This is a genomic window from Exiguobacterium sp. s150, from assembly GCF_018618435.1.
In the GTDB taxonomy this organism is placed as follows: domain Bacteria; phylum Bacillota; class Bacilli; order Exiguobacteriales; family Exiguobacteriaceae; genus Exiguobacterium; species Exiguobacterium alkaliphilum.
Window position 1 is genome coordinate 19197 of the sequence record NZ_JACSMC010000032.1, and the last position, 13812, is coordinate 33008.

A 13812-nucleotide genomic window follows, 5' to 3' on the forward strand; every position below is an offset into this window, starting at 1 on the left:
TCCCTGAACGAGCAAGGGAAAAACGATGGGAAGGAGTCCAAGATGATTCAACTCGAGACAGAACGTTTACGACTTCGCGCCTTTTTACTCGATGACGCGGAGATGATGTACCCTTATGCGAAAGACGACCGGGTCGGCCCGAATGCGGGTTGGGCTCCTCATCAATCGATTGACGAAACGCGCGACGTCATTCGTATGTTTCAAGCCGACCAAGACGTATGGGCCATCACGTTGAAAGCGACAGGCGAGGTTATCGGGACGATCGGGTTGCACGACCGGCGTCCGGACCCGAATATTCAGCACGAGGCGCAGCGGGAGATCGGGTACGTATTGAATCCGGCATTTTGGGGACAAGGCTACATCCCGGAGGCGGTGCGCGCGATGCTGCGCCACGGGTTTGAAAATCTTGGACTCGAGCGCATCTGGTGCGGGCATTTCGATTTCAACGCACAGTCGCGACGTGTCGTCGAGAAATGTGGATTCGTCTATGCGTTCACGACGTCTCAACAGCTGACGCGGTTAGACGGTCGTACCGTAACGAGTCTCGTCTACGTGCTCACAAAAGAAGACTACACGAACCGTTTGGCTCTCTGATGAGTCATCCGGTTTTTCTTTCGAAAAATAAAGCTTGATATGTAACCGGTTACACATTATGATGTGTTTGTAAGCGTTACCAAAATGGGGGGTGTGGAGATGGCGACAATCAAACAAGTGGCGAAACAGGCGAACGTCTCGGTCGCGACGGTATCCCGTGTCATGAACAATAACGGCTACGTGAGCGCGGAGGCGCGAGCCGCCGTCGAACAGGCCATCGCCGATCTCGATTACGCACCGAACCGTGTCGCACGGTCCTTATTTACAAAGACGTCCGGATTAATCGGGTTGATCATGCCTGACATCACGAACCCGTTCTTTCCACAGTTGGCACGTGCGATTGAAGATGTCGCCAATCAGCACGGGTATCAAGTCGTCCTATGCAACACGGACGAGCAACTCGAGAAAGAACAGGGCTATCTCGTCGCCTTACAGACGATGCATGTGGACGGCTTGATCATCACGACGAATCATTCGGATAACCCGAACTATGAGAAGCTCGACTTGCCGATGGTCGCCCTTGACCGAATCGTGAAATCGGGCATTGATGCCGTCATCTCAGACGGGTATGAAGGGGGGCGCCTCGCGGCCGACACACTCATCACCTCTGGCGCGACGCGTCTCGTCCATATCGCTGGACCCGAGCAATTGCAGACCGTGAAGCGGCGCACCGAGGGCTTTCTTGACGTCGCTGGGGATCGCCTCATCGGGATGACCCATTCGAACTTCACGTTCAAAGAAGCGCTCACGGCCGCACAAACGTTATTTGATACACACTGGCCGTTCGATGGCCTGTTCGCAGCAAACGATGTCATCGCCGCTGCCGTGCTTCAAGAAGCGGTACGGCGTGACGTGCGCGTGCCGGAAGACTTACAGGTGATCGGTTATGACGGCATCGAGCTCGGGGAGATGACGTCGCCGCCACTGACGACGATCGCGCAGCCAATTTATGAGATGGGGCGTCTCGCGACAGAGCGGTTGCTGGACTTGATTGAAAAACGAGACGTCGAGACAAAAGAGATGTTGTTGCCGGTTACGTTAACGGAACGGCAGACGACGAGACGGAAGGGGCAAGACAGATGAACCGAATTGTAGTGATTGGAAGCATCTCGATGGATTTGGTCGTTACGACAGATAAACGTCCACGCGCCGGAGAGACGGTGATCGGGAATACGTTCCAAACCGTGCCCGGCGGAAAAGGAGCCAATCAAGCGGTCGCTGCCGCTAAATTAGGCGGGACGGTCGAGATGGTCGGCTGTGTCGGCTCGGATGCGTTCGGGTCGAGCATCCGTCAAAATTTTGAGACGCATCATGTCGGTACCCGTCATCTGCAGACGGTGGAAGATGTGACCGGGACGGCACACATCGTCCTCGCCGAAGGCGACAATTCGATTGTCGTCGTTCAATCAGCCAACAAACATGTCCGCTTCACTGACGGTGAACTCGACGCACTGCTCGACGAGGACACACTCGTCTTGCTCCAGCTCGAGATTCCGTTCGAGACGGTCGAACACGTGAGTGCCTACTGCCGAAAGCGAAACATTCCGGTCCTATTGAACCCGGCCCCGTCTCAAACGCTCACGGATACGCTGCTCGACAATGTGACGTACGTGACGCCGAACGAACACGAATGCCGTGATTTGTTCGGCGATGTGCCAATCGAGGACGTGTTGCGCCGTTTCCCGAACAAGCTCATCGTCACAGAGGGGGTGCGGGGTGTCCGTTTCCACGACGGGGAAGGGATTCAGCACATCCGGGCGATCCGTGCGAACGTCGTCGATACGACGGGAGCCGGTGACACGTTCAACGGCGCGCTCGCGGTCGGTCTCGTCGAAGGTCGTCCCTTGCTGGAAGCGGTGCGTTTTGCCGTCGTCGCTTCAGGCATGAGTGTGGAAGGGTTCGGTGCACAAGGCGGGATGCCGACACGAGAAGAAGTCTTGATGCGATTGGAGCGAGTGTGATGAAGAAGCATGGGATTTTGAACAGCCATTTGACGAAAGTGTTCGCCGATCTCGGCCATACGGATAAAGTCGTCATTGCCGATTGCGGCCTGCCGATTCCAAACGGAGTCGAACGCGTCGATTTGGCGCTTCGCCTCGGAGAGCCGTCGTTCCTCGACGTCTTGGATGCGGTCGAGTCGGACATGGTCATCGAACAGATCACGATTGCCGATGAGGTGTTCACGGAAAACGAGGCAATCGCCAAAGCGTTGACCGAACGGTTCGACACGGTAGCGACATGTTCCCATGAGGACTTTAAACGGGAAGTCGCGACGGCGAAAGTCGTCATCCGGACGGGTGAGGCGACACCTTACGCGAACGTCATCTTGCATGCTGGCGTCATATTTTAAGGAGGGATTCGATGCATATCGAATTGAAACAAATCCATAAGGCATTCGGACCGGTCAGCGTGTTAAAAGGTGTCGATTTCGAGCTCCTTCCTGGCGAGATTCATGCGTTGATGGGGGAGAACGGGGCTGGAAAGTCGACGCTCATGAAAGTGATGACCGGGCTCCATGCGCAAGACGAAGGCGAGGTCGTCATCGATGGGGCGGTTCGTCAATTCAAACATCCGAAAGAAGCGGAGCGTGAAGGCATCGCCTTCATCCATCAAGAGCTGAATATTTTGCCGGAGTTGACGGTGACGGAGAACTTGTTTCTCGGCCGCGAGTTGACGGGTGCGTTCGGTGTCATCAAGCATCAAGAGATGAAGCGTCGGGCCCGCGAATATTTGGCCGAGCTGAACGTGTTCATGGAAGTCGATGAACTTGCGAAAAACTTATCGGTCGGGCAACAGCAGATGATTGAGATCGCCAAGTCGCTCATGACGGATGCGAAAGTCATCGTCATGGACGAACCGACGGCCGCGCTCACCGACCGCGAGATTCGGGCGCTGTTCGCGGTATCACGAGCGCTTCGTGACCAAGGGGTGTCCATCATCTATATCTCGCATCGGATGGAAGAGATTTTTGAACTGTGTGACCGCATCACCGTGCTCCGTGACGGCGTCTCGATTGGGACACACCGCATCGCGGACACATCGTTCGAAGCGATCGTCAAAGAGATGGTCGGCCGAGAAATCGGCGAACGTTACCCGGACCGGAACGCGACAATCGGGGACGTCGTGCTCGAAGTGGACGGATTGATAGGTAACCGGTTCCACAACGTCTCGTTTGACGTCCGTGCCGGTGAAATCGTCGGGTTCTCGGGCCTCATGGGGGCAGGGCGGACGGAAGTGATGCGCGCCTTGTTCGGGGCAGACCGGGCCAAAGCCGGGACGGTCAAGCTGAACGGCAAACCGATTCGCATCAAAAAGCCGAGTGACGCGATTCGTCACGGCATCGCCTTCTTGACGGAAGATCGCAAAGGCGAAGGGTTGTTGCTCGACTTCTCGCTCCGGGAAAACCTCTCGCTCCCGACGCTCGACCGGCGAGCGAAAGGGACGATTATCTCGAAGCAAGCCGAAGAGACGTTTGCTGACGACTATTTGAAAAAGTTGCGTGTCAAACACCACTCGATGGAACAAAAAGTGAAGTCGCTATCGGGCGGGAATCAACAGAAAGTCGTGCTCGGGAAATGGCTCGGTGTGGAACCAGACGTCCTCATCCTCGATGAGCCGACACGCGGTGTCGACGTCGGCGCCAAGAAAGAGATTTACACGATTATGAGCGAGCTCGCCGAATCCGGCGTCGCCATCATCATGGTGTCATCCGATTTACCGGAAGTGCTCGGCATGAGCGATCGGATCGTCGTCATGCGCGAAGGCGTCGTCACCGGGACGCTCACGAAACAAGAGGCGACACAAGAGCGCGTCATGACTTACGCGACAGGAGGACAGTGAAATGGAATTGAAAGCAGCGACTGCATTAAATCGACCACAAAAGCTCGGCTGGGGCCAAAAGCTCGGACCGTTGTTTGGTCTACTCGTCATTATCGTCGTCGTCACGGCGCTCGAGCCAGGTTTTCTATCGCTCAACAACATCTTTAACGTCTTGCGCCAAGTATCAATCAACGCCCTGATCGCGTTCGGGATGACGTTCGTCATCTTGACCGGGGGGATCGACTTGTCGGTCGGCTCGATTTTGGCGCTCTCGTCGGCGTTTGTCGCCGGAATGATGGTCGACGGGCAACACGCCGTCATGGCGATTGCACTCGGATTGATCGCCGGGGCGTTACTTGGCGCGTTCAACGGTGCCGTCATCACGTACGGGAAAGTGGCCCCGTTCATCGCGACACTTGCGACGATGACGATTTATCGGGGGATGACGCTCGTCTATACGGACGGTCGTCCAATCACGGGTTTAGGCGATTCGACGTGGTTCGAGATGCTCGGCCGCGGTTACCTCTGGATTATCCCGGTACCGGCCGTCACGATGTTGATTGCGTTCGGGGTGTTGTACTTCATCTTGAAGAAGACGACGTTCGGCCGCCACACGTACGCCATCGGCGGGAACGAAGAAGCCGCCAAGCTGATGGGGATCGGCGTCAACAAAGTGAAAGTCATGATTTACTCGTTGTCCGGTATGCTCGCCGCACTCGCCGGCATTATCTTGACGTCGCGTCTGAATTCGGCGCAACCGACGGCCGGGACGTCATATGAACTCGATGCGATCGCAGCCGTCGTCCTCGGGGGGACGAGCCTTGCAGGCGGTCGCGGATGGATTGTCGGGACGCTCATCGGGGCGCTCATTATCGGAACGTTGAACAACGGTTTGAACTTGCTCGGGGTCTCATCGTTCTTCCAACTTGTCGTCAAAGGAGCCGTCATTTTGTTTGCGGTACTCCTTGATCGAAAACAAAACGCGTAATCATCGAAAGGGGAAACGAAAGATGAAAAAATGGACAGCTTGGCTACTCGTATTGACAATGGTCGTCATGGCGGCTTGTTCGACGGAACAACCTGGCTCGAGTTCGGAGCAGGAGACGAAAGACGGAGATTTTAAGATCGGCCTCTCCATCTCGACATTGAATAACCCGTTCTTCGTCGCCTTGAAAGACGGTGCGGAAGAAGAAGCGGCTGAACTCGACGCCACACTCACGGTCGCGGATGCACAAAACGATGCAGCGAAACAAGTGAGTGACGTCGAAGATATGATTCAAAAAGGCATGGATTTGATTCTCATCAACCCGACCGATTCTGAAGCGGTCGGCGCTGCTGTCCAAAGCGCGAACGATGCCGGCATCCCGGTCATTACGGTCGACCGCAACGCCGAGTCAGGCGAAGTCGTCGCGCACGTCGCATCAGACAACGTTGCCGGCGGAAAGCTTGCTGGCGAATACATGGTCGAACTCGTCGGGGAAGGGGGGAAAGTCGTCGAACTCGAAGGAATTCCAGGGGCGTCAGCGACACGAGACCGTGGCCAAGGGTTCAACGAGGCAATCGATGGCAAACTCGACGTTGTCGCAAAACAATCGGCCAACTTTGACCGGGCCCAAGGGTTGACGGTCATGGAGAACATTCTCCAAGACAATAAAGACATCGTGGCAGTATTTGCCCATAACGATGAGATGGCACTCGGGGCTGTCCAGGCGCTCAGTAGCGCAGGGTTGAGCGATGTCAAAGTCATCGGCTTTGATGCGACGGACGATGCCGTCAAAGCAGTCGAAGACGGAACGATGGCCGCGACAGTCGCACAAAAACCGGCGGAGATTGGGAAATTGGGTGTCGAAGCTGCCGTCAAGCACTTGAAAGGGGAGACGGTCGAAGAAAACATCCCGGTCGACCTCGAGTTGATCAACTAACATAGAAAGCCGACGCATTTTAAAAAATGCGCCGGCTTTTTTTCATGCTTGTTCGATTGGGTGGAGCGACCGGACGATTTCATCTTTGACCGTCACACCGCGCGCTTCGAGCTCGGCGATTTTCTCGGCGAACTGAGGCAAGTGGTCTTTGTGCGCAATCAAGAGTTCGTCAAGCACGCGTTTCGCGGTCTCACCGCTCGGGATGAGCGGATTGATGATGAACGCTTGGAGTGCGAGGCCGTAGTCACCTGTCACGGCCGCCTCCTCGACGCATAGCTCCATATTCTTCATGACTTGGAGCCAGCCTTTCTCGGCCGGAGCGAGCGCACCGAACGCGATCGGTTTCGCACCGGTCGCCCCGACATAGGCGGACACCTCGACGACGTCATCCGGGGCAAGGTCCGGGACGGCCCCGTTGTTTTTTGTCGAGACGACGATGTGGGTGTTCTTGTTCGCATAGATCGACGCGATCGTCTCGCACGCCGCGTCCGAGTAGTGGGCGCCGCCACGCTTAGCCAGTTGCTCCGGCTTGTGATCGAGGTGTGGGTCTTTATACAGTTCGAACAGCTCGGCCTCTGTCTGCTTCACTTGTTCGGCCCGTGTACCGACGTTCGGGTCCCGGTACTCATCGAGCATATGGGCGAGCATCTCTTCGGCACGGTAATAGTAACGATGGTAACCGCATGGAATCATGTTCATCTGCTCTAGCTGTTCCTTGAAAAACGGCATCTCATGAATATTGGCTGGAATGCCGGAAGCGCCGTCGTACATCTTGGCGATGATTTCACCTGTGACATCCGTTCCGTTCAAGTCATGGACGCGGTGCCAGTGGAAGTGATTCAACCCGGCGAACGAATACGTCAACTCTTCGGGTTTCTTGCCGATCAATTCCGGTTCGGCCATCATCGCATGGACCGGAACGTTGCAAAGCCCGATGACTTTTTCCCATTTCCCGTAGCGGATAATCGCATCGGTCACCATGCCGCTTGGATTCGTGAAGTTGACGAGCCACGCGTCCGGACAGAGTTGTTTCATGTCTTCGACGATGTCGAGGATGACCGGAATCGTCCGGAACGCCTTCAAGATGCCGCCGGCCCCGTTCGTCTCTTGCCCGACCATGCCGTACGAGAGCGGGATGCGTTCGTCTTTGATGCGGGCGTCGAGCAAGCCGACGCGGAATTGGGTCGTGACGAAATCGGCGTCTTGGAGCGCCTCTCGACGATCGAGCGTCAAATGGACTTTGACGTCATACGGCGAGGCGTCCCACATGCGTTGCGCCATCTGTCCGACAATCTCGAGCTTCTCTTTCCCTGCTTCGATGTCGACGAGCCAAATCTCTCGAATCGGCAATTCCTCATATCGTTTGATAAAGCCTTCCATCAATTCTGGTGTATAACTGCTGCCGCCCCCGATGGTGACGAGCTTGATTCCGGTTGTCAAAACAATCTCCTCCTTGTCGTTTTACAAAAATAAAGCAACTGTGTAAATGATATGGATGCATCCTGTCTTCTTTTTCAGTATAAAATAGGGATACACGAACACAAGAGGTGACGAGATAACTCCGAAAGCGTTTACAAATAAAAACGAAATCAGCTTTATTTTTGTGAATTTCATTTACAGGAGGGCTTCCATTGTTACTAACTGAAAAATTGAAACAGACGGGATTTTCACCGTCTGAGCGTGCCGTCATTGATTACTTGTTTGCGCAACGTGAATTGATTGAAGAGAAGACGATGAAGCAAATCGCCGAGGCGACGTATACGCATCCGTCGATTTTGAGCCGAATCGCCCATAAGCTCGAGTATACCGGCTGGGTCGAATTGAAAGCGGGGCTATTAGAGGAAATCGATTATTTGAACCGTCACTTCTCAGACGTGGATGCCAACTACCCGTTCGCGCCCGAAGACGGATTGATGGCGGTGGCGAACAAGATGGCTGCCTTGAAACAGATGACGATTGAGGACACGTTGTCGCTCCTCGACCATGAGGCGTTCGAGCAAGCCGTGACGATGCTTCATGAGGCACGTCACATCAAAATTTTCTCAATCGTTCATAACTTGTTGCTCTGTCACGACTTTAAAGCGAAGATGAACCGAATCGGAAAACACGTCTCGATCTGTGAGGTTGACCCTGAATTCGAAGCGGCCAACTCGGACGAGACGACGTGCGCGCTACTCATCTCCTATACAGGGGAAAGTGACACGACGCTCCGGCTCATCCCGTATTTGAAACAGCGTCACGTCCCGGTTCTCGCTTTGACGAGCGTCGGCGAGAACGCCATCTCGAACGAGGCGGATTGTACGCTCCGGTTGACGACGCGGGAACGTCTCTACTCAAAGATCGGTAGCTTTACATCGAACGACTCGACGCAGTATCTGCTCGATTTGCTATACGCCGGTGTGTTCTCGAAAGATTACGAAGCGAACCTCGCCTATAAAATCAACATGTCGAAACGACTCGATCACCGCAAGAGTTCGAGTGAAATCATGCAAGAAGAAGAGCATCCGTTCACGTGAACGGATGCTCTTTGCGGCGCAGATAGAGGAGATAACCGACGAACAGACCGAGACCAAGCAAACTGAGCGCGGTCGTGATGGTGAAGAATGGGGGACGATACGTCAATTCGACGTCGTTTCGTCCTTCATCGAGTTGAATCGCGCTGAACGCATAGTTCGCCTGTAAGACGTCACGCTTTTCTCCGTTGACCCGGGCGCTCCATCCTCGTTCAAACGGAACAGGGAGAACGGCGTATGTTCCCGGGGCGGCCTCTTCGACCGTAAAGTCGAGGTCGGGACCGTCCCACGTGACCGGGATCTCCGGGCGAGCATCCGTCTCATCAATCACAGACTCGAGCGTCGCATAATCTTCCCATTCCACCGTCACATTCTCGAGCGCGTACGTGCCTTCAGGAAGCCGTAACGGCACACGAACAGCGAGCGGCGTGCGGAGCGTCATCGAGGTGAGGTCGGTCCGATAAATCGAGGCCTCGGGCTTTCGTGTCGTTCGATAACCACCCAGCTTGATGAAGAAGCCGTCTCCTTCAAGTTTCCGGATGTTGAACGAGACATACAAGTCGCCGATCGCGTCCCCCGGTACGTCAGGAATCAAGTCGATGCCACCTTCTTCAGAAGTGACGCGGAGCGTATCCCCATCGAATGCGGCCTCAACATCTTCGGTCGTGAAATCGATGGACTGAGCCGGGGTCGGTGTGTCACTTCCGTCTTCTAAAATGACGCCCGAGAGCATCGCCTGCTCACGTGTCAATACCGAGGCGTCCTCAAGGTCGGCTTGACGATACGTGGACGTCGTCGTCCGGACGAACGGAAGCCGGGTCTCACTCTCGTAGACGGCGTAGCGCTCCGTCTCGGCGAGTAAGTCGAAACCGTAAGGAACTTCGCTCGACACGTTTTGGTTGCGCATCCAGTACGGACTCGACAACACGTGGTGCAAGTTCGCGCGATTGCCGAGCGTGCCGTAACGGCTCACGCTTTCCCGTAACATATCGATTTCAAGATCACGCCAATAGAACGTCAGCAAATTCCCATTTAAAATACTTGAATATAGACTCGTCCCGAGGAACGACTGGACGATGGGCGTATTGTTGCGCAAGTGGACCATCCAGTCGAGCCGCTCGAGCGGTCCGGCGTCGGCTTTCACGACATCGATTAACTCCCGTTGCTCGGCACTGTCGTAGCTTGAACTGTTCACGAACGCCTCGTTCGTGTTGACGATGGACTTGTCGTGAAGGATGAGCTTCGTATAGCCGTTGAAGACGATGAGACAAGACGCGATCAGAACGTAAGGTGCGAGTGCGGGTTTCCACCAAAGTGACGCGACGGTGGCGAGCATCAAGAAGAAGATGACAAGACCGACCGGCCACGACGCGACATCACCGACCAGACCGAAAAGGAGATAGAGTGTGACCGTTCCGGCTGCAGCGATAAGGAACGCGCGCATCTCGAATCGCCACTGCGACAACCCGACCGCGACCGCACCGCCCATCGTGAAGCTCGCGAGATACTCCCAGCGGAACTGCGGCGCTGAGAACCCGTTAAAGAAACTGCCGACGTGCGGGCTGAAATGGAGCACGACGAACAAGAGGCTCATCGACGCGAATAGACGGAACGCGGTATGGCGATAGAGCGGACGATAGAGTGCGAGCAGCACGAAAACTGCTGGAATAATGAGAATGGTGCTATCGTATAACACGTTATCGGGGCGAAGCCACGGGATGTCATGGGCGAGTGACGGTCGCTCGTTCTGTAGAAAGCCGTACGTCGCCGGAACGAACGCGAACGCGCTCAATAAGAGTGCGAGCACGCCAGACCCGCTATAAAGCATCCATTGGTGCCGACGCCTGAGCCGATCTTCCGGGAAGCGGATGAACTGGCGGAACAAGACGTAGACGAGGACGAACACCAAATTGATGTAAGCGAAGTAGAAGTTGTTGACGAGCATCAGCGCGCTGACGGCGATGAACAGGTCCGCCCGACCGAGACGGATGATGCGTTCGAGCCCGATCACGAGGAGCGGTACCCATAAAAAGGCGTCCGCGAAAAACTCCCAAAATGTGACGTGCCGGATGTACATGACCGACACACCGTATACGACGGCACCGGCAAAGGCGTAAAGCGTCTGCACGTGAAAGAGTCGATACGCGTACGTCGTCAAGACGAAGACGACGGCTAGACGGACGATGCTGACGACGAGCGCGAGCTGTAACCAAAGCTCGAGGTCCGGCGTGACGAGACCGAGCACGTCGAACAACGAGACGACGGCGACGGTGAGCCAAAAGACGACCGACGTCGCGTAATAGTAGGCGAGCTGGGTGATGACCCCGCCGCCAAAGCCGAAGTCTTCCGCATAGACGAGGTTGCCTTTATGGAACGTCTCGTACAAGAAATGTTTGAACGGGACCATCTGCGACAATCCGTCGTTCGGTCCGGCGATGTAGCCGCCTTGCGATTGATAGTAGATGAAGAACGCATGGGCGACGATTGACACGAGAAACGCAGCGACGATTAGAATGACGTTCTTCATACGGTCGACTGCTCGCGTTTCAAAATTTTACTCGTAACGATGAACGTCGCCGGTGCGGCGATGAAGATAGCGAACAGCGGTGCGATCGATGTCGAGACACCGAGCTGTTCGACGAGTAGATAAATACAGACGGTCGTGACCGTGAAGTTGACGACTTGCGTCAACGGGAACTGCAAAAATTTCCGTAACGTCGGTTTGACTTTGAACGTGAAATAACTGTTCAAAAAGAAAGAGGCGACCATGCTGAGCGTGAACGCCACCACATGAGAGACCCCGTAGCCGACTTTCCATACGTGATGAAACAACATGTACACCAAATAGTAATTGAGGGTGTTAATTCCCCCGATGACGATGAATTTTATAAACTCTGCCTTTCGCTTGTTCATTCACACTCTTCCTTTGCATATTAGTCTCTTGAATCAAATAAGCAGGACGCTGTTTCGTCTCGAAATAGATGCGTCCGACGTATTCGCCGATAATCCCGAGGCTGACGAGCTGAATGCCGCCTAGTAACAGAATCGCCGAGATGAGCGTGAAGTAACCGGGTGTCTCGACACCGTCTTGGATGATGCCGAACAGCGTGAACAAGATATAGAGCATCGATAGCATTAAGATTGAGACGCCCGTGTAAAAACAGAACCGGAGTGGTTTTGAGTTAAAGGAAATCAAACCATCGATCCCGTAATTGAACAGCTGATTGAACGACCATTTCGTCTCGCCGTTTTGGCGTAAGACGTTCTCATATGTGACAATTTTTTGTTCCATTCCGATCCAAGAGAACAATCCTTTCGAGAAACGGTGATTCTCGTTCATGCGTAACAAGGCGTCGATTGCCTCGCGGCTGAGTAGGCGAAAATCACCGACCCCGTCCTCGAGCTCGACATCGACGATTTTATTGATGAGTTTGTAATACGTCTGCGAGGCGAACTTTCGAAGCCCGCTCTCACCGGTCCGGTCGCGCTTGGCGATGACTTGGTCGTATCCTTCTTCGTAACCCGCAATCATTTGAGGAATGAGGGCGGGAGGATGTTGCAAGTCGGTATCCATTAAAATGGCGGCGTCCCCGGTCACGTGTTGCAGACCAGCGAGGATAGCCGCTTCTTTTCCGAAGTTTCGTGAGAAGGAGACGTATCGGACTTCAGGGTGCCGGTTCGCCAACCGTTTGATGGCGTCTAGCGTATCGTCTGAACTTGCGTCGTTAATGAATACAATTTCATAGTCGTACGGGCTCCCCTCGAATTGCTCGCGGATGGCTTCAAAGATGAGTGGAATGTTTTTTTCTTCGTTATAGGCGGGGAGAATAAATGAGGTGACGTTCATAAAAAACACTCCTTTCTACACAGTTTGCGTAGTACCTCTCTTCCCGCTAAGTCGACAACTCAAGCATCGTCCCACAGTTTCCCACAAAAAACATCCATCCGCGAGGGATGGATGTCAGATTAATCGAGGGCGCGCAATAAGGCGCGGACGGGGCTACCATCCCCTTTTACGATCGGGAGCGGGACGGCGTTCAGTTCATAATCGCCCGGTGCGATATGGTCGAGGACGAGTCCTTCGAGAATATGGACCCCGTTACGGGCGAGCGCGTGATGGGCCGCCATCTCTTTACTGTCGATCGCATCGACCGACGGTAAATCGAGACCGATCAAGTAAATCCCGAATTCGCCGAGCCGGTCGGCAAGCGACGGCGTCAGTTCCGGGATGCGTTCCGGGAACACGAGTTTATCTGGCCAACCGTCTGTTTTAATAATGAGGCGTTCGACACCGGTCAAGTCAAAGCCGTCCAAGTCACTCGCCTCAATTCGCTCGTGTCCAGGCAGATGGATGACCCGGGCCGGCCCGATATAAAGTCCGGGATCGAGGTCGATGACGCGTTTTCCGGCGTCATCAAAGTGGAACGGTGCGTCGATGTGAGTGCCGGTGTGAAGGCTCATCGTCACTTTGCCGACGTTGACCGAGCCACTGTCGGCCATCGGCCAAGCGATGTCATAACGGAACGGGGTGTCCCCGGGCCACGTCGTCGTCGTATCTTCGAGCGGTTGCGATACATCAATCCAACTCATGCTGTTGCCTCCTCATAATTTCGTCCGGACGGTCCAGAGTTCCGGGAAGAACCGGTGATCGAGGACACGTCGCAAATAGTTGACGCCAGAAGAGCCGCCCGTGCCCATCTTTTGACCGATAATCCGCTCGACCGTACTCATATGGTTAAAGCGCCACATCTGTTGTTGGCTGCCGATGTCGAGCAGTTTCTCCCCGAGCTCGTACAAGTCCCAGTACGTGTCGACGTCCCGATACACCTCGACCCAGGCCGCTTCGACGCTGAGTATTGCGGATACAGAGAGCCGCTAGTGCGGACTTGTGAGCCACCGAATGCGGACGACTGAGCCACCAAATGCGGATACTGAGCCAGTCAATATGAAGAAAAAGGCCATCG

At 54.7% G+C, this 13812-nt stretch carries 13 protein-coding genes and 1 pseudogene; 8 read left to right on the top strand and 6 right to left on the bottom strand.

Features of this window, described 5'->3' with window-relative positions:
* The first annotated feature begins 42 nt into the window (after positions 1-42).
* The 7 genes from KNP76_RS12980 (at position 43) to rbsB (ending at position 6335) form a co-directional block, all read left to right on the top strand.
* Positions 43-594, top strand: coding sequence for a GNAT family N-acetyltransferase (locus KNP76_RS12980; RefSeq protein WP_034816154.1), 552 nt, complete (start codon positions 43-45; stop codon positions 592-594).
* 99 nt (positions 595-693) lie between these two features.
* Complete coding sequence (locus KNP76_RS12985) at positions 694-1677, top strand: LacI family DNA-binding transcriptional regulator (protein WP_034816152.1); 984 nt, start codon at positions 694-696, stop codon at positions 1675-1677.
* Positions 1674-2555: a ribokinase gene (rbsK, locus tag KNP76_RS12990; RefSeq protein ID WP_034816149.1), complete on the top strand. Its 882-nt coding sequence runs from the start codon at positions 1674-1676 to the stop codon at positions 2553-2555. The genes KNP76_RS12985 and rbsK overlap by 4 nt, the downstream gene beginning before the upstream one ends.
* On the top strand, positions 2555-2944 hold the full coding sequence (gene rbsD, locus KNP76_RS12995) for a D-ribose pyranase (protein WP_034816147.1): 390 nt from the start codon (positions 2555-2557) through the stop codon (positions 2942-2944). The genes rbsK and rbsD overlap by 1 nt, the downstream gene beginning before the upstream one ends.
* Before the next feature lie 11 nt (positions 2945-2955).
* Positions 2956-4434 (top strand): sugar ABC transporter ATP-binding protein, encoded by a 1479-nt coding sequence (locus KNP76_RS13000; protein ID WP_214844771.1) that lies wholly within the window; start codon positions 2956-2958, stop codon positions 4432-4434.
* 1 nt (position 4435) lies between these two features.
* Positions 4436-5401, top strand: a complete 966-nt coding sequence (locus KNP76_RS13005; RefSeq protein ID WP_024371256.1) for an ABC transporter permease subunit — start codon at positions 4436-4438, stop codon at positions 5399-5401.
* Between the two features lie 22 nt (positions 5402-5423).
* The gene (gene rbsB / locus KNP76_RS13010) at positions 5424-6335 is read left to right on the top strand and encodes a ribose ABC transporter substrate-binding protein RbsB (RefSeq protein WP_214844772.1); all 912 of its coding nucleotides are present in this window, start codon (positions 5424-5426) and stop codon (positions 6333-6335) included.
* A gap of 42 nt (positions 6336-6377) precedes the next feature.
* Here the strand turns inward: rbsB and KNP76_RS13015 are convergent, their stop codons facing one another.
* A complete protein-coding gene (locus tag KNP76_RS13015) occupies positions 6378-7775 on the bottom strand; it encodes a 6-phospho-beta-glucosidase (protein ID WP_214844773.1) in 1398 nt (465 codons plus the stop codon).
* Between the two features lie 191 nt (positions 7776-7966).
* Between KNP76_RS13015 and KNP76_RS13020 the strand changes: the two genes are divergently transcribed.
* The gene (locus KNP76_RS13020) at positions 7967-8851 is read left to right on the top strand and encodes a MurR/RpiR family transcriptional regulator (RefSeq protein ID WP_214844774.1); all 885 of its coding nucleotides are present in this window, start codon (positions 7967-7969) and stop codon (positions 8849-8851) included.
* On the opposite strand, the gene KNP76_RS13025 is transcribed toward KNP76_RS13020, so the two are convergent.
* The 5 genes and pseudogenes from KNP76_RS13025 to KNP76_RS13045 all read right to left on the bottom strand — a co-directional run.
* Positions 8844-11375 carry a YfhO family protein gene (locus KNP76_RS13025; RefSeq protein WP_214844775.1) on the bottom strand — a complete coding sequence of 844 codons (2532 nt, stop codon included), beginning with the start codon at positions 11373-11375 and terminating at the stop codon, positions 8844-8846. The two genes, KNP76_RS13020 and KNP76_RS13025, sit on opposite strands and share 8 nt — an antisense overlap.
* Positions 11372-11761 carry a GtrA family protein gene (locus KNP76_RS13030; RefSeq protein ID WP_214844776.1) on the bottom strand — a complete coding sequence of 130 codons (390 nt, stop codon included), beginning with the start codon at positions 11759-11761 and terminating at the stop codon, positions 11372-11374. Before KNP76_RS13030 ends, KNP76_RS13025 begins: the two co-directional genes overlap by 4 nt.
* Complete coding sequence (locus tag KNP76_RS13035; protein WP_214844777.1) at positions 11709-12695, bottom strand: glycosyltransferase family 2 protein; 987 nt, start codon at positions 12693-12695, stop codon at positions 11709-11711. Before KNP76_RS13035 ends, KNP76_RS13030 begins: the two co-directional genes overlap by 53 nt.
* Positions 12696-12814: 119 nt before the next feature.
* Positions 12815-13438, bottom strand: coding sequence for an arylformamidase (gene kynB / locus KNP76_RS13040; RefSeq protein WP_214844778.1), 624 nt, complete (start codon positions 13436-13438; stop codon positions 12815-12817).
* A gap of 12 nt (positions 13439-13450) precedes the next feature.
* A pseudogene (locus KNP76_RS13045) lies at positions 13451-13699 on the bottom strand (tryptophan 2,3-dioxygenase family protein); the annotation flags it as partial.
* Positions 13700-13812: the final 113 nt, after the last annotated feature.